Source organism: Undibacterium sp., from assembly GCF_030683615.1.
Taxonomy (GTDB): domain Bacteria; phylum Pseudomonadota; class Gammaproteobacteria; order Burkholderiales; family Burkholderiaceae_D; genus Undibacterium; species Undibacterium umbellatum.
Window position 1 is genome coordinate 26491 of the sequence record NZ_JAUXQE010000020.1, and the last position, 19369, is coordinate 45859.

Annotated in this window: 20 protein-coding genes; 3 read left to right on the top strand and 17 right to left on the bottom strand. The window is 47.9% G+C overall.

Features of this window, described 5'->3' with window-relative positions:
- Positions 1-42: 42 nt before the first annotated feature.
- Together Q8K39_RS09180 and Q8K39_RS09185 are read right to left on the bottom strand one after the other, a co-directional pair.
- Positions 43-660: a hypothetical protein gene (locus tag Q8K39_RS09180; protein WP_186956362.1), complete on the bottom strand. Its 618-nt coding sequence runs from the start codon at positions 658-660 to the stop codon at positions 43-45.
- Entirely contained in the window at positions 660-1148 is a 489-nt protein-coding gene (locus tag Q8K39_RS09185; protein WP_305259607.1) for a hypothetical protein, read from the bottom strand. Before Q8K39_RS09185 ends, Q8K39_RS09180 begins: the two co-directional genes overlap by 1 nt.
- 179 nt (positions 1149-1327) lie before the next feature.
- Between Q8K39_RS09185 and Q8K39_RS09190 the strand changes: the two genes are divergently transcribed.
- Positions 1328-1855: a hypothetical protein gene (locus tag Q8K39_RS09190; RefSeq protein ID WP_305259609.1), complete on the top strand. Its 528-nt coding sequence runs from the start codon at positions 1328-1330 to the stop codon at positions 1853-1855.
- An 84-nt stretch (positions 1856-1939) separates the two neighbouring features.
- Positions 1940-4195, top strand: coding sequence for a DotA/TraY family protein (locus Q8K39_RS09195; protein WP_305259611.1), 2256 nt, complete (start codon positions 1940-1942; stop codon positions 4193-4195).
- Positions 4196-4517: 322 nt separating this feature from the next.
- On the opposite strand, the gene Q8K39_RS09200 is transcribed toward Q8K39_RS09195, so the two are convergent.
- The 14 genes from Q8K39_RS09200 to Q8K39_RS09265 form a co-directional block, all read right to left on the bottom strand.
- Positions 4518-5531, bottom strand: a complete 1014-nt coding sequence (locus Q8K39_RS09200) for a hypothetical protein (protein WP_305259613.1) — start codon at positions 5529-5531, stop codon at positions 4518-4520.
- A gap of 27 nt (positions 5532-5558) precedes the next feature.
- Entirely contained in the window at positions 5559-5810 is a 252-nt protein-coding gene (locus Q8K39_RS09205; protein WP_186956357.1) for a hypothetical protein, read from the bottom strand.
- A 537-nt stretch (positions 5811-6347) separates the two neighbouring features.
- Positions 6348-7430, bottom strand: a complete 1083-nt coding sequence (locus tag Q8K39_RS09210) for a hypothetical protein (protein ID WP_186956356.1) — start codon at positions 7428-7430, stop codon at positions 6348-6350.
- Between the two features lie 4 nt (positions 7431-7434).
- A complete protein-coding gene (locus Q8K39_RS09215; RefSeq protein WP_305259614.1) occupies positions 7435-8079 on the bottom strand; it encodes a DUF882 domain-containing protein in 645 nt (214 codons plus the stop codon).
- An 8-nt stretch (positions 8080-8087) separates the two neighbouring features.
- On the bottom strand, positions 8088-10658 hold the full coding sequence (locus Q8K39_RS09220; protein ID WP_305259616.1) for a type IV secretory system conjugative DNA transfer family protein: 2571 nt from the start codon (positions 10656-10658) through the stop codon (positions 8088-8090).
- Between the two features lie 88 nt (positions 10659-10746).
- Entirely contained in the window at positions 10747-11526 is a 780-nt protein-coding gene (locus Q8K39_RS09225) for a hypothetical protein (protein ID WP_186956353.1), read from the bottom strand.
- Positions 11527-11577: 51 nt separating this feature from the next.
- On the bottom strand, positions 11578-12738 hold the full coding sequence (gene icmP / locus Q8K39_RS09230) for a type IVB secretion system coupling complex protein DotM/IcmP (RefSeq protein ID WP_186956352.1): 1161 nt from the start codon (positions 12736-12738) through the stop codon (positions 11578-11580).
- On the bottom strand, positions 12716-13213 hold the full coding sequence (locus Q8K39_RS09235; RefSeq protein WP_305259618.1) for a lytic transglycosylase domain-containing protein: 498 nt from the start codon (positions 13211-13213) through the stop codon (positions 12716-12718). The genes icmP and Q8K39_RS09235 overlap by 23 nt, the downstream gene beginning before the upstream one ends.
- 40 nt (positions 13214-13253) lie before the next feature.
- A complete protein-coding gene (locus tag Q8K39_RS09240; RefSeq protein WP_305259620.1) occupies positions 13254-13796 on the bottom strand; it encodes a hypothetical protein in 543 nt (180 codons plus the stop codon).
- 23 nt (positions 13797-13819) lie between these two features.
- Positions 13820-14383: a hypothetical protein gene (locus tag Q8K39_RS09245; RefSeq protein ID WP_186956349.1), complete on the bottom strand. Its 564-nt coding sequence runs from the start codon at positions 14381-14383 to the stop codon at positions 13820-13822.
- Positions 14380-15099: a hypothetical protein gene (locus tag Q8K39_RS09250; protein WP_305259621.1), complete on the bottom strand. Its 720-nt coding sequence runs from the start codon at positions 15097-15099 to the stop codon at positions 14380-14382. Before Q8K39_RS09250 ends, Q8K39_RS09245 begins: the two co-directional genes overlap by 4 nt.
- A gap of 5 nt (positions 15100-15104) precedes the next feature.
- Positions 15105-15719 carry a hypothetical protein gene (locus Q8K39_RS09255; RefSeq protein ID WP_186956347.1) on the bottom strand — a complete coding sequence of 205 codons (615 nt, stop codon included), beginning with the start codon at positions 15717-15719 and terminating at the stop codon, positions 15105-15107.
- An 11-nt stretch (positions 15720-15730) separates the two neighbouring features.
- Positions 15731-16192, bottom strand: a complete 462-nt coding sequence (locus Q8K39_RS09260) for a hypothetical protein (protein WP_305259622.1) — start codon at positions 16190-16192, stop codon at positions 15731-15733.
- A 358-nt stretch (positions 16193-16550) separates the two neighbouring features.
- Complete coding sequence (locus tag Q8K39_RS09265) at positions 16551-17324, bottom strand: hypothetical protein (RefSeq protein WP_186956345.1); 774 nt, start codon at positions 17322-17324, stop codon at positions 16551-16553.
- A 908-nt stretch (positions 17325-18232) separates the two neighbouring features.
- On the opposite strand from Q8K39_RS09265, the gene Q8K39_RS09270 reads away from it, so the two are divergent.
- A complete protein-coding gene (locus tag Q8K39_RS09270) occupies positions 18233-18931 on the top strand; it encodes a hypothetical protein (RefSeq protein ID WP_305259624.1) in 699 nt (232 codons plus the stop codon).
- A 13-nt stretch (positions 18932-18944) separates the two neighbouring features.
- Here the strand turns inward: Q8K39_RS09270 and Q8K39_RS09275 are convergent, their stop codons facing one another.
- On the bottom strand, positions 18945-19274 hold the full coding sequence (locus Q8K39_RS09275; RefSeq protein WP_305259626.1) for a hypothetical protein: 330 nt from the start codon (positions 19272-19274) through the stop codon (positions 18945-18947).
- Between the last annotated feature and the right edge of the window lie 95 nt (positions 19275-19369).

Consider the following 19369-nt stretch of genomic DNA (forward strand, 5'->3'; position numbering starts at 1 on the left):
TTCACTTTACAGGTCGGTATCACACAGCTAGCAGTCAAACAACTATAAACCCGGGATGCCCGAGGGCGGGTTCGCAGGTGCTGGCGCAAAAGGGGAAGGACTGACCGGAACGGGAACGGCATTGACAAAATTTCCAAACGTATCTATCCCCGACTGACTAACACCTGAATTGATCGTATTGATCGCATTACCGATAGCAGAATTCCATGCACCTGTCGCTGCGGCGCAGATTTTCATAATGAATTCATCGACAAGTTTGTCCATGAGTTGCTTCAGTATTGTTTGAAATAAAAGAGTAAAGCTAATACCGCTCGGCAAATTAAACGCCAGCGAAATTTGCTGTATGTTGGCTAAGCAAGCATTCACACTATTATTTAATTTTTTTGTGGGATCGCTGGGCGTCATTGCTGTTGCCATACCTTTGCGCAACTTGTCACTCGCATCTGCCGCTTTGTCGGAACATTCAACAATCTTCGCATAATCAGTCTGGTTTGCACCTAGCACACCGTTCGCGGCCAAGATCTTTTGTGCAGCTGAATCCAGGGTGGTAATCGATAAGTCTCCCACGCCTGACATACTGTCAGCGGTACATATGCCCGGCTGCATGACCATCAACGCCAGCCCTCCAGACAAAATCATTTTGCGAAAAATAGAGTTCATCAATTCGCCCGCACACTTTGCTCAATTGCAGACTGCACGGCAGCCAATCGTTCGGGCGCAAACACGGTTTGTAATAAAGTCGTTTTCCTGATAAAACGCAGCCTGCCCATCAAGAGCTTGAATGCCACACGGTCAATCGCACTTATCCCACCTTGCTGGTAAAGACTATGCGCCTCGCGCAAGAAATCAAGTTCGAGCTCAGCGCTGCCTCTCTCCAGCCAATCTACTATGCGCAGGGCACTTGACGAAGGCATGTAGGCAAGCACAACCAGTAGGTCATTGATGAATTCTGCCTTTCTACCGGAACGCACAGCAAGGGACAGCATTGCTGGCATTGCTGCCAGCAATGCCGCCAGCTCTTCATCGCCGAAACCTTCAGCGTCAAGCACCCAGTCCTCGGTGGCATCCATAGCGCCAACAAGGTATGGCGCACCAGGCGAAACTTCGCTCCAGTACGCCTCCAAGCCATTACTTGTTAAGTCGACCATATATTATCCATGCCAAAAAAATACAACACTGACGCATTATAACTACAGAATTATTTTATTCAAATACCTTTGAAAATTTTACTTATTTTGAAAATACCCTTATAAGCTATAACTTTTTTAAAAATTCTATTTTCACTTGCCGAGTTTATATCATCAGGTTATCATTAATAATTGAAAAAGTGAAAGTAAAAAACTTAATGGCGGTGAATTTGGACAATCAATCAACATTAAGAGATGCGAATTCAACAATATCTGAAACCAAAGATGCTGATGAATTTAGCGAGCACTTACAAAAGCACAAAATGATCGAGGCAGCTCATCATGTTGCCGATGTCTTGTTGGGTCCGGTCGGTGGCTTGCTGGTGGCGCAAGCCTTGCACGCAGCAGATATGGCCGCAGAGTTATACGGGCAGCCAAATGCAAACAAGGCGAATGCAATTCCCTTAAACCAGCCTCATTTGACGCTCAATGGAGTGCCCACTGCGAAACCGGTATTGGTGCTTGACGCCAATGATGACCCCCGGAATCCAGGCAAGAAGCTGAATAAGAAACCGAGTGAAAAAGTGGTCAGTGAACCCGAGAAACGCTATCACGAACGAGCCTTCAGTCAGGCTATGGATTTGACGCCAGCCATCAACCTGCCTTCAGACCGACCGGGCATGCCGACAGCCACGGCACGCAAGAGAAAACGAATTACGCCGATTTAAAAGTACTTAGGGATGATTTGAAATCACTCCAAGAAGAACATTGTCAGAGTCGCCCAACAGCATTCAGCCATTAAAGAGATAACCATGCGGATACCAAAACACTTTAGTAAATATGCCGTGCTTTCACTTTTATATTTCTTTCAGGTGACGAGTGCTAATGCAGGCAATTTCTGGACACCCACCAAAGGCGCCGAGGATTATTCGATAAAGATTCTGATGTACGTCTTCGGTAACGTCGTGAAAAATATTTATGACGGCAACATAGCTCCCAACGGTAATCACATCCTTTCCAGTTTGCTAGGCACGATGAATGCTGGAGTTCTCGTCATTGGCATGATTATCATGGCCTACACTTATATTGGTGGGGCCGTACATACTGCCAAGGACGGAGAGTGGTTGGGCAAAAAATGGGACACCATGATGGTTCCATTACGTACTGCTGGCGGCATGGCAATGTTACTGCCCACAGTTGCAGGCTATTCTTTCTTGCAAGTAGTACTGATCTGGGCTGGATTACAGGCAGTTGGACTGGGCAGCACAATCTGGAAGACTGCATATAAGAATATCGGTGAACAAGCCTCTATTGCGCCCCCATTTCTTGCTCCAAATAAAACTGCAAAACAAGTATTCCTGATGGTAGCTTGCAAGCAGGCCGGTGATATGTACGGAATGAAAATCACTCCTAATGTTAATATTCCAGACGGAAAAATTATTTACGCCGCCGAAGGATCCCAAGACGCCGGTAGTGCGGGCTATTGCGGCACCATACAGTGGAGTGCTTCGAGCCTGATAACGAAGCTGGCCAATGCAAAAAACACCCTGATTGGTTGCGACAATTTCTTCTCTAGTCAGACAGGCTGCACAACATTGCTATCAGATACTGACGGTCAGCCAGCCTCAAAATTCAACGTAACCGGTTTTGAAGCCGTCAATTTGTTTAACGATACGGACAAGATAAAATTTGAAACAGAAATGCGCAAGGAGCATGGAATAATTATTGAAAATATGCTCAAGAATCCTGATCTCATCGCGATGGCTGATGCCTTGCTAAAGTCAACGGATGCCTCCAAAGTCGTGATGCTTCCGGGTCCGGGTGGCACGTATCAAAGCACACTTTCAAACATCCAACTGCAATACGAAAAAGACTTGATAGCAAAAATTCAGTTGCACATGAAAACAATTCTGCTAAAAAATGGCACTATTCAGGCTCTGTGGGTAAGTAAAATGCAGGCGCAAATGGAAGAAGCAGGATGGCTGCACGCCGGTTCTTTTTACATGAAGATCGGCAACCTGAATAATGCCATTCAAAATGTGATCAATTCCTCGATTTCTACCGCTTATACCATCCCCAATATTGCCGGTATGCAGAACGAGAGTCAGAATTCTGCGTTCTCTGTTTTTCTGAACAATATCCAGCAAACTATTATAGGAACAAATGATCTTGCGAATAAGATAGAGAGTAACACTCCAGCAAAGTTCGATATATTCGATATCAGAAAAACCTGGAATAGCATCACTGATGGCATTTCCACAGGTATGTTGAAGTTCGCCATGGTAGGCGAAATTGGGAAAAATGGCCTGGATCCCCTGATACAGCTGAAATCAATTGGCGATACCGCCATCGTGGCAGGCGAAATCATGCTAGTGCAAGGTTCTGGTGCTTTGCCGTCCGGTGAAAAATCTGGCAACGCTACCACCATGTCGATTATTTTGGCAGCCCTGACAGGGATCATGTTGAGCATGGGGATGTTCCTTGGAATAATCTTGCCCATGCTCCCCTATGTATTTTGGGTTTCTGGTGTCGCCTGGTGGTTAATCTCCTTTGTTGAGGCTGTAATTGCAGCGCCAATTTGGGCAATTGCGCACATGCATCCGGAAGGACACGATATTGCTGGCCGTGGCTCACCGGGCTATATGTTTGTCCTGTCTATCTTGATACGCCCCGCATTAATGGTTATCTTCCTGTTTGCTGCCATGCTGCTGATTAAGCCTATCATGACTGTCGTCAATCAGGGATTTTTTCAATCCATCTCGAATATGACTGAAGGCTCGATGGTGGGCATCATGACTTTACTGGGTACATTGATACTGTATTCGGGCATAACCACCAAAATGATTGTGACGGTATTTGGCATCATCAATACCGGCCCGGACAACATCTTGCGCTGGATAGGCGGCAATAGCGCAGTTGGCACGCAAGCTCAATCAACAGCAAGCAGTATCCATCAAGGCGTCGATGCCGCAGGTGGTCAGGCAGCGGGTGCGGTCGGCAACGTTGTAAAAGGCATTGGGGGCAAGATGGCGGCCAAACGCGGCAGTGTCGTCTCATCTGCGCAATAGTCATAAATCGGATTGGTCGAAACATCCAGGGACGCATTGCTGCGCGTCCTTGGATGGAGGTTGCAAGAAGTCGTTAACATTTGCAGTACTTTCACCACGTACCAATATACAGATGCCATGACTACCGGATTAGCCCTCCCGAATATAGCTATGCACCATAAAAAACGCTGGTCACCTTATGGCAACCAGCGTTTTAGGGTTATTGATTACTTAAGGCTATGCTGAACAAGTATCCGAATAACGACATTACCTTTGATAAGTCATTGATTCACAAAGAGGTAAAATTTACGAGCAGGACTTAATCAGCGTAGCCTTAAATGTATCAACCGTCTTTTTGAATACCCGTGGCAGAAAACAGTTTCATGCTATTCAATGGAAGCTGAGATAAAAAAGGTAGCTTGGCGCTGATGTCACGGCCGCGCTTTGGGCGCTTTGCAAGCTGGTCACCCTCCCCTGGAAATTGCAATCCCGTACCATTGAGCATATCCAAATTCAGTTCCCATGATTTTTTTGAACGCTCTTTCCAGACATGAAGGGCATGCTGGTAATAGGTTTGTGCCTGCGTCTTGCTCCAGCCATTGATCTTGGCGAGTTGCATCATGGCGGCTTCAAACTCATCATCACTTTTTGCTCTGCTCAGTTCTATGTTTTTTACTGAGTGACAGTTCGGACATAAGCTCATCAGTGCAGTGATTTTTTGCATACCCCTGGCTTCGTCATATTCAAAAACTTCGTGACATTCAACCGGGTGTTGATGACCTTGTTCAAAACCATTTTCAAGACAGATCTCGCAACGATAACCGGCGCGCACAAATACCGCTTTTTTGAGACGGTTAAAATCGGCGTGACCAAGATAACTGCGAACGCTGGAAAAGCGGCTGGAAAAAGGGACGGGGTCGATAGAAAGTACCGGACGGCTTAAGGGGACTTGCAGCAGGTTTTCAGCACCTGGCTGAGTAGTGAGTATAGTCGGACGCAAAGCCGCCATTTTTTTCAATTCCTGCTGCAAGGCAGGCAATTCACTGGAGTGCACCCCAATCTCACCGACGTTTTTATTGATCACGCGCACATAAGGAAATATGTTGGCCAACTGCGTCAAACCAAAATTCAGCTCGTCCCTGAAAAGCATACCCTGCTCTTCATAAAAACCATCAATAGCCAACACCCGGCGCTGTGCTAGTGATACAGGCCCCAACAAACACAGTCGCTTACTTTGAGTCTCAGGGTCATACGCAACCACCATACGCAAGGTGTGCATCGTCAGATCCGCCCACTTGGTAAGTGGCTGGGCTGCGGGTTCTGAAGATTTCAAGTCCTCATTCATGATTTCGTTCACTGAATGCTCCAAACTAAAACGCTTTTATCAATCTTTCTGTTCCGGATTTTGCTGAACCTGTTTTTTCAACTGAGCACCGGAGCGCCGCCCAGTCATATCCATCTTGAATCCACCAACGAAGTTCCTGCCCAACTGGCGCACTGAACGCAAGCACCAGATAATCATTTGTATAATTAGCTTCCGCGGTTTGGTTACTTCCGGATCAAGTTCAGAATGCTGATCAAAGCCATATACAACCAGGCAAAGCAATACAACTACCAAAATCCAAAAGTAAAACATATCTACCTTATACCGTCTTTTATATTTGAAGCGCTCAATTCAGTGAGTGCTTCATTGTTGCAGAAAAGAATGTCCATATCATGAAAAAATGAGGACCATCTAGATCATAGTTAACTCAAAATGACGGGTATTGCTGCAGATTAATAAAAACTTTTATGGAATCTTGGCATTCATCTAAGCCACATATCTTATCCTAGAGGGCAGGTTCAGCCTATACCGACGAGTCCAAAGTGGTTACCCTTTTGTTTCTATTTGCAAGTGCCCTTGACAAAAATGAAAATAGCTAATAATACAAGACAATCAAGCAATTTCAGATCTGGCGCATACAGCTTTCAATTCAAGCTTGGCTAGCCAGAATGTCGCTATGTAGCACACGTCATTGTCTGTGTATGAACTGCTCGTCCGCATACATTCACTGCCATTTGTATCGCTAATTCTGGCTTGCCTTGACTGCCCTGCTTGGCGGCTGCACATACCTCGGTATGTACTGCCCCAAGCCAAATTCCTGACACCACAAACTCAAGGAAACATTTGGTTTCAATTTTTCCTGATCATACGCTCAATTTGCTCGACTTCTGGTTGCTCTGGGACAATGAAAGCATTGCGCTCACCACCGCGCTGATAAATGAGCAGAGGAGTTCCTCTAAAATTGGTATCGCGCAAGAACAACAGATTTTGAGACAAGGAACGTGCCATCTTGTCATCTGGCGCAACAGACTTGATGGTTTTCCTGAACATCTTTTCGACAATATCGGCTTCACCTCGGTTTGATAAGAAGTAAGCCGCCATCTGTGCAGACGGGCTTTGCATATTGTTGCCACTCAATGAAATCACAGGAATCCAGCGCACGCGCAATAAGCCTCTTTGCACGTAAGGCCGCAGCATTTCCCAGGTTTTGTGGCAGTGCGGGCATATAGGATCAAAAATTACATACACGATATTATTGCCACTCCCCTCTTCTACCCACGCCGTAGACTTTTCTGCTGCGGCAAAGACCTTGTTCTTGAACTCGGTAGGCACAGACTCTAGCTCCCGAACGGAGTTGAGCATCTTGCTCTGCTCAGAAATGGTCTTATCGACTTCACCTGCGACCGCTGTTGGCATGACGGCTGCGGACTGGGCTATACCAGCCTGTTCAGCCAGTTCAAGCTTGGTAATGGAACCGCCAGTAGAGTTAAAGACTTCGCCAGCCGCCAGGAATTTGCCATTGGCAGTGATGTAGAAAATCTTTTTGATGCCATTGCGCTCCACCACCAGCCCCTTGAATCCAGACGAAGAACGGAATTCTTTAACGACATTATTGCCTTTGCCCTGCATGATACGGTTCCAGTCTGGGGCGGTCTTTGATGCTGGATTCTTTTGAGCTATCGGCAAGCCATCTTCACCAAACAATTCACCCGAAAAAAGGTAGTCACCGTTTTCAGTCACATAAAATGTTTTCTCAGCACCACCAGCTTCCACCACCAGGCCGCGAAAACCTGAGGGCGAAGAAAATTCTTTAACGACTTTGTTACCACGCACAGTCATTATTTTCTTCCAGTCGGTAGCAGCCATCGCGGACAGTGAAAGCGACACTCCCAACGCCATGAGAATACTTTTCAATATGAGGTTCTTTTGCATTACATCATGCCTTCCATAAATTCGGCTTTCCCACTACATCAGTGTGAACAAACCCACGTTTTTTATATAAGCCGACGCCACCAGCCTTGAGGCTGAGCGCAACGCCAGCGAGATCTTCCACACTTACGCCATCCAGCCAGCCGTCTGCAGCACCGGCATATACATGGCCGGAGTCTGCAGCAGCACCTTCGGTCTGGTCATTGGTCACCCACGACCGGTATCCTGAAGTCAGGTGGTAATAACCATGTATCCCCTGATTAAACCAAAAATGACTTTGCACTGAAGTAATCAGGGCTGCCAGACGCATATCCACTTGTACGATCCTGGAACTCCTGACATCCCGCAAGAACCAGCACAGGCGCTTGTAGCCTTCAGCATCAATACGACCATCCTTGTCCCACAGAATAAAGTCTGCACGTTCGGCTGCATGCCACTTTGAAGCTTCCCGCGTCAAATATATACGGCGCAGTATGCGTCCTTCGCCGGGCTTTTTTGGATAGTGATACTCAGGGCTGAACAGTTGCACCGCAGTAGCGCCTGCAGTAGCAGGTAATATCAGCCCTGCTGCAGCTGCAAAGGACTTTGCAAGGAAATCCCGTCGCGGTACTTTTTCTGCATTGCTTTCCATGTTGTGCGAAAAAATGATCATCTGTGCAATCACCTGGTCGCATACTTCTTACTGAAAGCTTGGATCAAACTGCTTTTGCCACTGCGTTTTGCTGGCGTCGGCTGGCACGCATAGGATGTATTGGCAGCGATGGCCTTGATCAAATGCCCTGCATCACTTCTGGCTTTAAAGGGAACTACGCCCAGGAGCATGTCCATGTTTACCAAAGCTGCATGGGTATGCACCTGGTCAATCAGTATCTGTGCCAACCTGCCCTTGCCGGTTTTTTCTTCCATGGCATACAGCTCGCTCAGGCTAGTTTCCGTCTGCCATCCTGCTTCATAGGCTGCCGCTGTTGCCAGTTGCTCGTGCATGCCGGCCTGTATATCTGCCGCCCAAGGGGCGACTACTGCCTTGCTGGCTTCATCCAGACTGTCGTTGTCGCGGCCAAAAATGTTGACAACAGCACCATCGAACTCATGTTCGTCTGCTTTTTTCTGGCCAGAGCGCTTGCCAAACAAGGTACGAGGTTTTGCCTCAGCCTTTGCAGCGACCTGATCTTGCGCATCGTCTACGCAATTTTCCGTTATCGTTGCTGATGCTGGCTTGCTTTCAGTTGCTGCCGCTGCAGTCTCATTCTCTGCACCATGCGTCACACTCGCGTTGGCGGCGATAACTTCAGCAATTGCAGGACTCTGTGCACTTTGTACATTCTGTGCGGCCTGCGCTGCATCCGCCTTCATTTTCAGTGCTTCGGGCGACAAGTCCCAATCAAGCATTTCACCGTAAGCAGGTGGTTTGACTTTGATGAAGTGGTTCAGGCGATACTTGCTCAACAGGTTGCGTTCATCCACCATGCCGCAAGAAAACATCCTGGCCCGAATGATTCTGGACTTGAACAGGATATGCGCTTCGCCCGGCGTTTGCTCTTTCAAATCCTGCAGGGAACCGCGAGAGCGTTGTTCCATGGTGGCGTTCATATTGTCCATGTAGTTGGTGGACATGCCATTGGTGCTGGCTTGCATACCACCCATAACCATGACGTCGGCCATGCCTACTGATTTTTCGAAAATCTCATAAGTGCGCTCTGCATCTTCGAGTTTCATGAATATCTTGATATTGCAGTTGGCAGCAATCGATGCAGCGTCTTCCTTGGAGGCTTTCTCAAAACCCGGCATATCCTGGCTGGCGAAGACCATGCTAAAGCCCAGACTACGCGCCTGCGCTGGCATGACAGCGACCCCTGGCACGGCATAGGCACCGTATTCATCCAGTATCGTCACAAAAGGCGATGGTGCATTGGTAGGGCGGTTATCCAGCACTTCCATCTTGCTGCCTTCCATCTGCGCACCCAGGGTGGCCGCCATCATGTTCTTCAAACTCATGATGACGACTTTACCCAGATTGGCCAGCTCATCCTGGGATTTTTCCAGAGCGGGCAGCAAGACCACCAGAATGCGCCGATTGACGACGACGTCGTACAAGTCAACTTCACCAAGATTGGTTTTGAAGATATGACCAAGCGTGTCTGACAATGAACCCAGCACGCGGGTGAACTGCATTTGCAGGTAACCATGCTGTTCCAGCGTGGTGGCCGACTGATCAGCCCCCTTCTTCTCAACAAAGCCCGGCAGGGAACTCAGGTAGGCCTTGATGGCAGCCTGGGCGCGGTCTGATAATTTGATGGGCGTGCCATCAATCGGGTTTTTGCCATTCGATAGAGCGACGATATATTTCAATTGCATGAAGTCGCGTATGACTTCCACATCCAGCAAGATACGGCCAGCATCGCGCAGGGACACCAGGGCAATCATCAAGCCCGTCAGCAAGGAAATCGCACGACCTTTCCACATGTCGCCACTGCCACCAGAATCCCCCATCAGACCGACCAGCAACTGGGTCAGCGCGTCAGATGCACCAAAAGCAAAGGGGTTGATGGTGTTGGATAACTTGGTGAGTTGGGGACCTTCAATATCACGTGAGCCGGTACCAAAATTGATGATAAGGAAATCATCTTCCCTGCCCATGGCACGGCTCATGGAAAAGATCGTGGCAAACAGGCTGGCATCGCCTTTACCATCGACGAAAATAAAACCCGAACCCTGCATCAGGGCGTTATAAGCCATGGAGACCAGCGCCACGGTCTTACCGCTACCGGTAGAACCAAAGATCAGGATGTGGGTACGCAAGTCATCATTATTGAACCAGAGTTCAGCATCGTCTTTTTTGCGATTGCCAAAGTGAGAGATGCCCTTGGCCCAAGTCGGTTTATCAGTTGCGGGATTAATTTCTTCCGGATCGATAATGCCGGAACGCCCTTTGCCCTCATTTGCGGATGCGTCATACGCCGTCGACATAGGCATGCGGAAAGGCAGGCTATAGTGTTTAAAGCTGGAGCGTATATACAGGAACAGCAAGATACCGAATACGACGATGTATTCATGCCAGGTAGGCGAGATCATGGCAGCAGCGCCAATCACAAACATCAGTATGCTGGCGGCTTCCGGCTTGAAAAGAATATCTTCTTTTATCCTTTGTAACTGCGGACGCGTGTCACGTCGCCGATGATGGGCCTTGACCTCATTTTCCGGCTCAAGACCTGACTGTTGTGGTTGGGCCATGCTTCCCTCAATACTCGATTATGTCGAAAACATCATGGCTTGTGCGCAGACCGCACAAGCACGGTTTATCCATGTCTGAACACCAGGATCAGAAGCCAAAATTTCCCTGGCTTTGATCAGGCCTGGCGCCTGGCGCAGCAGTTGGTGCCACAGGAGCAGGCTCCATCGCGGCAGCAGGGGCACCAAGCATGGAAGATGGATCTGGCTGAGCTTGCATAGGAGATGCAGGCTGAGCCATGAGTTCGCTGCCGACAGTGCGACTGCGGTTGATGTTTTCCATTTGCCGGGCGACTTCTGGATTGCGCATTTCCATGCTGGTAGTAATTTCCTCCAGAGACTTTTGTGGAGCGCGCTTCATCATCGGTATCGACAATACCAAATACACGAGCACCAGGAAGCCCAGGATCTTCCAGAACCTGGTTTTCCTGGCATTCAGCTTGGCCAGCTTGCGCAAGGCAATGCCAGCGCTTTGCAGATTGGTGAAAGAAGCCAGTACCATGCCGTTTTCCAGGGCATTACCCTGCCTGACGATGAGGTGATAGGCATCACTTTTTAATTCACTGACAAGACCTGTCGCCAACTTGGGCAAGATCCTGTCGGGCTGCGTTACGTTTGCCGGTGTTGATGCGGCATCTCCTTCGTTTGCAGCAACCGGGCTCGATGGTGGCGATAAGGTTGAGCCGCTTTCGATGGAAAATATCGAAAATCCCCTTTCTATAGAGGGAAAGCGTATGACGTTGGCCACCTCGACTTCGCGCGCACCTTCCAGCAGAATTTTTCCAAGCACGGTCAATTCTTGAGAATTAAAATTCTTATTGACCTGTATAGCCTGATAGCTTTCAAAACGATTGATCAGATTTTGTAACATTCCATTTTCCTAAATAAAATCATGTTGAATTCAACTAGTTATCGCTATAAATCATTCCAACTGGCCATTGTTGGTATCGAGGTACTCACCAAGATAGGATTCCAGGCCATCCAGTGCAGTTTCGACATAAGGGCGCATCACTTTCGATTTTGACTGCAACTCAGCTTGATAATGCGCGAATATCCCGGCTGATTCCATCCAGCAGGTTCTTCGTCCCAGGGAGTTAAACATGTAAAACAGCGTGCGGTTCACTGGTTTTAGCCATAAAAACTCTGCAGAGGCGACGACACCACTGCTACGCGCCTTATCCAGCAAGGCCAGCATTGCTGTCGCCATGTAGGCATGGCGCGAGAGGATTTTTACGATCACATCGGTATTTTTATAACGCTCAAAACAAGCGACGCCCAATTCACTCTCAAATTTTTCCAATGCCAGCCTGACAGATAAGTCGTTAGTGGCCACGCCAACTGCAGCGCTTGAAGTTGATAATTGATTCAATATCTTCAATGCAGTCTTTTTGTCACCACAAATCTTGGCCATGAACGATCCCAGCAATGCCTTGAGATAAGGTGGTAAGTCATCGAAAGACACAAATTTTGGGCCTAGTTGCGCGATCAATGCTGACTTTGCCGTGACACGGTTCAAGCGTCGCTTGTTTTCTGGCAAGCCACTGACTTCGGAAACGTGCTCATAAGTTTCCCAGAGTTTGTTTTTGTCTACCCATTCCTTAGGCGTTGTGCTCCAGGCCCAGCGCCCCGTCTCAACCGGCACTTTCAACAAATTTGCGTCCAGGGCAGGTGTAATACAGGGCCAAAGAGCGACCTCTTTTTTTGCCAGCGAGAACATATCCCAGCGGCGTTTGAATTTTTGCGAGGGATGCTTGAAGAAAATGTAGACCCCCATCGCCACACACAGCAGCATGGCAGGTACTTTGGTGTATCTCCCTATCAGTTCGCCGTTCGCAACAAACTCGTTGTACTCGACTTTGCCATACTGCACACTACTCATCCAATCCAGAGCAGCGCGCACATCGGCGTCAAATAAACCGATCAAAGGCCCGGTCACATATGACCTGAACACGAAAACAGCACCAACAATAAAACCCTTGCCTACAAACCAGAGTATCAATACACCAGCAGCAAACAACAGCATGCCCCAAAGGCCTTCATTAGATGTATCGTTACCGGAATTACCTGCTTGTGGTGGCGGCATGCCCTGCTCCTGCGATTAAATATTCCCATTTACCTGAGCTGGCATCGTATACAGCCAGCGACCGGAACCAGTTCAAAAATTCTCTATCTTTTTGAATTGCCTGATACTTCTTGTACACATTACTTACATAAGATGAGCGATAAGGTTCGTTGGCTGAATGATATAAACCTATTGCACACCACACATCCGACTTGCATGTGGCATACCTGAGTTTGAAAATATGCGCACCTACATAGGCATTCAGACAGTTATCCTTCAGCACCCGGTCTAAGGAAATACGATGTTCTGCCAGATACTGCCTCCAGCTCGCATCATTGATCTGGAAGCGACCATAGTCCTTTGTCCTGTTTGCATTGTCAGAAGTGCGCGCAGAAGATCCACGTTCCTGCGCATAAATCGCCAACAGTGCCATCGATGGCACTTTGTAATACTCAGCAGCGCCTTTAATGCATGAATAAAAAGCAGGTTCTGACATGGTATCTGCTGGCGAAATATAGGCATCCACGAACCTGACCTCAATGATTACTGTGGTTCTTGTTCAAGTCGACGATCTTGGCTGACTCATCAGCACGCTTACTGGTATCGACAACTTTTTTTTCACTCAAGCCTTCACTGATCTCCTTGACACTTTCAGAAAGAAAGGGAAACAGAACTCCCAGATACTCAGCAAACGAGAACAGTGCACGATGACGTACCTGGGTAAGACGGAAATGAGCAACCAGCCATCTGGTACCTATCATCAGCATGACTGCCAGCGAAGTTACCAGGTGCGACCAGGGATTCTCTGAATAAGGTGCGCCACAGGCAAACAGAAAAGCCACCGCTGTAAGCAGCGCATAGATAGTCGTTTCTTTTTTCCTGTATTCCAGAAATCCGGCTATGTCATCCTCGGTCCAGCCCAAACGTTCCCTGGCTTCATTGAAGCTTTCTTCACGCTCAGAACGAACGCTGGTAAACAAGCGCTTGAATGCACTATGAGTAAAGCCAGTCACCTTCTTGGCATCACCAGATGGAACAAGTTTGCGCCTTAAGGACGATGCTTCGTTTTTTTCCGTCATTGGAACTCCACACAAAAGTGCGATTAAGTATTCTCAGTTTCTGGCTCAGGTAAAGGAGCAAGTACCATCTGGAACAAATCCAGCAAACCGTTGGCATTGACTATCTTCTTCTCTTCCAGCTCTTCCAGCAAACGTCCATCGTCTATCTCAAAACGCCAGTCTTTCACTTTTCTGTAACTGTATTGATGCATGCGCTCTATGGCATCGTGTACAAACAACAGAATTACGGAAGGGGATACTTGCAAACCGGTCTCCGAAATCTGTGCACGGTAGCCGGTCCGGCTCTGAAAGCTGGGATCAGGAATCCAGTCGATACCAAAACTCTGCGCCAGCGTGCCATTTTCAGGTGGAATTGCATAATCACCCTCGAAGAAGCTATCTTTGTAATGCCGCTCAGCGAGGTAAAGCATGGCAGGAAACAACCCATCCTCACCGTAGACCCAGTCATTTTCGCTGCTCCCATAGACGATGCCGTCATGCACGCGACCATCGGCATTATTAGCAAAAAAAATGTACTGTGGCGCAAGCAGGGACTCCATCGTCCGGCTCAACAAAGGCAGTGCATTGGTACTGGCTAGTGCAGTCATTTGCTACGTATCTCCAGGATTTTCAGTTCGCAAACTTGATTCATAGCATCCAATGCCAACTTTTTATCGACCTTGCCTATCAGACCCAATTGCACTGCACGGTTCTGTGGAGAGATGTAGTATTGGTCTTCAATCAGAGTGGCAAACAAGTTGCTGATGTTCTGCATCGGCTTGGTACCCGCTTCACGCACAAATGGCAAACGCATGACTTGCTCACTTAATCGCCTGGCTTTTTCTTCATAAGGTGCATATGCCTCACCGTTAGATCCCGCTAACAACGCACCCATTGCAATATCCGAAAAACCTGCACAAATCTGGCTGGACTGTGCCAGGGAAAACACCGACGGCACACCACTGGCTGCACCCTGTTGCCCAAAAGGATTTTGCGCACTTGCGGTGGGTGCAGCGACGGAATTCTTATTGGGGAAATCTGGAGGATTGCCACCCAAGCTGGACCTATCCACAGTCAGGGCGCCACGATCGGCGGTGCTTGCGCCAGATAAACCAAAATCGCCGGATAGGGCGACTGGCATTTCCCTATTCCCGCCGGACACACCGGTATAAGCGACCAAAACACAAGAAAGCAAAATCATGAACAGAGCGCCCATGCCAGCATATTGCAGCAAATCATGTTTGCTGTTGCCGGCAGGCGCATACATGCGTGCGCCCAACAATAGCAAACCCAGGATAAAGAAGGACGACGCAGCGTAAACCATAGGTCTTATTTACCTGAACGAAAGTAATCAGCGAAGGCTGTTTTTCCAGCCGCTTTTTCCGCTGCCAGACGTTCTTGCTCATCGCGTTGCGCTTCTGCAGCTTCGGCCATGGCATCTCTCAGCTCGATACGGAGATAGCGCTCTTTTTCAAATATCGTGATCTGCACACTTTTTGTACGCAGTCGCTTGGTGTCGTGATATTGATGGAAATTATTTTTTCCCTCATCGGAAAAATAAGCCAAATCCTCTATGGCAGAATACAAATTGCCGACAAAGCTGCCATCGGATTGCACATACGGGTCCCAGCCCAGTGGAATGCGTGATTCAAAGCGGAAGGCATAGCGATGCGCCCATGCATCCAGGTGTTGCCCCATGGTTTGTCCACGCTCATAAAACCAGGCGTAATTCATAGTCACCGGATCTATTTTGACGAAATCGGCAGATTGCGCTGGTTCCAGTTGCAAGTTCCTCATGAACGGTGAAGACTGCTTTGCCTGCGCCTCAACGATGCCTTTGAAATTATTTTCCGGAATAACTTCGCGATACTGTACTGTTTGTCGCGTGGTGCAGCCTGATACAACCAGCGCAGCCATCACTACTATCATTGAAAAAGCTCTCACCTGTCACTCCTCTATGCAGCAAATCCGATTTGATAATCCAGCGATACCGGCACCCGCTCTATTAAATTTACCGCGTAACCGCCTGCCTGCTCCAGCTTCACCAAACCACAACCATCGCGGAACAGGAAAGCCATGGCAAATACCTGATGCCCATCTGAGCCATACAATCTGACTGCCTGGGCAATCATTTCATTCATGACATAGCGCGTGTTCATGTGCAGGGATTTGATGTCGTAGTCCATGACCACCGCTTCTGATACCGCAACATCCACCTGCAACTGCCCTGCTGATCTCGATAGAAATATCATGCAGTTATGAAAACAAAACGGCGCAATCACTTCAGCGTCCAACTCCATCTGCACATCCAGCATATATTGCACGCAGACTTGCACCGCCTTTTGCAGCGTAATTTTTTCTGCAGCCTGGATGGCCCCAGTCACTTCACTTGTGCGCAAATTCGAATCCAGACTCACTACAGACACTCTTAGCAAGTAAATAAAAAAGCAGCCATTGGCTGCCCCCCACTGTTTAGTGCAGATATATGTAATTGGTGAATGCGCCAGCTTTATTTGCACACCAGGATCAACCTGGCAGCAAGCCGGACGAATGCAGACTCAAGGTGCAGCTCATATAACCGCCCTGAAACTCGGGCGTACCATATGAAGCCAAAACATCTCTATCCAGTTGATTGCCATTCATACATAGTGAGAGTATCAACTCCATGCATGGGCAAGACAAAGAAATCATCAACTTTTAATTCGCATTTTGTGGCGCAGGCAGCAGCACCACCCCCATATATGAGGCAAAGTTTAGGCGAATGAAAATCAAAAGTCAAACGATTTTCCGCAAGTACCTTTCAGACATGGGATAGCCCTCTGCAAGCAGGGCTGTGACGGCATGATCATGCTCTTCCAAACGATTGCATTTGATCGCCAGCTCAGCAAAATTTGCAGAAAATGCGGGAATGGAACCGCCATAGCGCGCATCAACTATCCAGGCGACGAACTTCTTCAAGTGCCCGCTTGCAATCTTTTTTTCCGACCATTCTTTAACGCGTTCAAAATTATGTAAAACCAGAAGTTCAGGGCGAGGTACTTTGACGACAAACTCACCGATGGGGTCAGAACATATTTTGTCTTCGTAGAACTCGTACTCGTCATTGGTTTTGAGCATTTCGTACGGGGGATGCAGGGATTGCACCAACATCAGCTTGATATCGCCCTCTCCCAACTCCAGGCCATACGAATATTCACCGGCAACAAATACCAGAGGCGGACCGGATTCCGGAATAATCGCCTCCAGCGTGAATGCACTCGAGTAACACAAGCCCGTTGCGTTCTTGAAATGCAGGCTCGCCAGGCGGATCGCATGACGTATCAAAATGGCTTTACCATCTGCCATCCTGTCTGTGGGGATATACACGCCATGTGCCACACGTTGTATCAGCGCTTTTTGGGCCAGATAATAACTTTTATTTTTTGCGATATTGGTCCCGACTATCATCAGTTCGGGAAATACTTCATCCACCACCACTTCCTTGGCAGGTGACTTACGCCGCGCAGTCACTTTCTTGACTTTTTCAGGCACAGGTTTACTTGATTTCAATTACAGGTTTCCTCAACAAAAACGATGACTACAAACTGACACTCATTTCAACAAAATGAGCAAATTGGCGAAAGGAGTTCTAGTATATTCTGAATTAAGGCTAGCCCTGTAACCCACATACACACTTAACAACATTCATGCTTCTGTAAATATGCAAGCGTGCAACAAGCGGTCTGGCTTTCTCGCTTTTACAAGTGCGCAACCCTGTGTTCACTTCTGGCAATGTTATGGCCTTTGAGTCAAATATCAGACGCCATTGTGTTACATTTTGTAAGACGGACATAGCCCACATGCCAAGACGGCGCAGATATCCGACAATACGATTGATGGATAAGTATTAGCAGAATTCCGCTAGGAAAAACGGTGTCAACGCAATCAGTTGCAAGACGTTTTAGTTTCCAGCAGCGCCTGGTTTTTAAGTCCGTTTGGAAATGATACGCTTGCGTGAGTCGACTGTTGAAAATCTGCGGAACACCCCAATCTACGAATGGAATGACCAATACAAACTATTTGCACTTACCTCGTTTGATATGACAAATGCCAAATCAAAAAAACATGGTCATTAAATAGTTTAAAAGGCTTGATGAGGCAGGCAGTTGAAGTAATACATGGCCAGAATACAGTACTACTCGCGGTAGGAAAATCCACGTTTGACTTTCCTACTTTAATTTCGTAATATCTCGCGTGCTAAAAATAATAAATTGCTTGGATAAAGCAAGAGGACAAAGATGAGTGGTTCAACTATCGAGCTTACGGAGGAGGATATTCTTGATGTACTTCGCCGTAATGGAGTTGACCCCGAGTTTGTTTCTCCAGGGCAGCTAGACCGCATTTTTGAGTATATTGAGTCGGAAGAGGATCGCGTCCTTTCGGGGAGTCTCTACTTTGACGACCCAAAACAAATTCAAATGTATGCGCGAGTCGAGATCGCCAACATTTTGCGCGAAAAAGGTGTGCTTGAAGTCAAGCCAGAACTTGCAGTGACCGTCACTGGCGCCTGCCTGATCAGCACCGACATTTTTGAACGCTACAATAAAATTCGAGCTGAAGTCGACAAGTTGGAAAAATTCGGCAATGTTGCCATCACGGTCAGTCCGGTCGTGGACGGCAACAAGACCGCGCATCAAATCAGCGTAGATATTCACGAAGTTGCATTGGAAAACGTCAACGCTGCCTCTTTGATCACTGACGCGCTGTCAGAAATATCCAAACGTGCAATGCTGGGTGGCAGCTTTCAAGTCAACTTCATCTTGCAACGTGAAGATACTGCCATGCATCAGCGCAATATCGATAGTGGCATCATGCCTGCCAAACTGGAAGTGATTGATTTTGGCTACGGCAGCGATGGTGACGAAAAATTTGCAGAACGCACTTACAAAGATGCGGAGGGTGACTTCTTCACCTTGCGCCGCGATGCAGGTGGTTTTTCCCAGTTCACTGCAATTGGCCCATATCAACATGTCAGCGACAAGGACAGTGCCCCTGTCAACGCACTCAATGGCGACAATTGGACAAAAGTGGAACCAGAGCTATTTGAGTTAATCAATCAAAAACTCAATCAAAAACTTGAACCACTTGCCACGTCACCAGCCACTCCCAAAATGTAGCCTGGTGCAGTCGCTACTTTGCCGCCCTACTCTTCCTATCCGCAATAACTTGCATTACAGCCTTGGGTATCTCGGTACTGGAACTGGTTGCATAGAATGGCCATGGGTGTGAAGCAGGGCATTTGTATTCCACACTTTTCTTGTCGCTGGACAAGCGCCAGGCAATCACGGTTTTTGCCTCCAATCCTTTGCAATCACCGGCTGGATGTGACACTTGGCTAGCCAACAACTCCCCTTCATACCGGAAAGGATAGCTGAAGCGCTCCACCGCTGCTGCAAAGAACCAAAGTGTTGCCAAGAACAACCAAATCTTGGCTTGCAAAACGAGATCTGACATTTTCATGGAATGGACCAATCCGGCAAAATTGGCATTGAATACGGATAGAGAATGACTCAACAAGCCAGCGACATGCAGCGCAATCCGCGCAATCGCTTAGC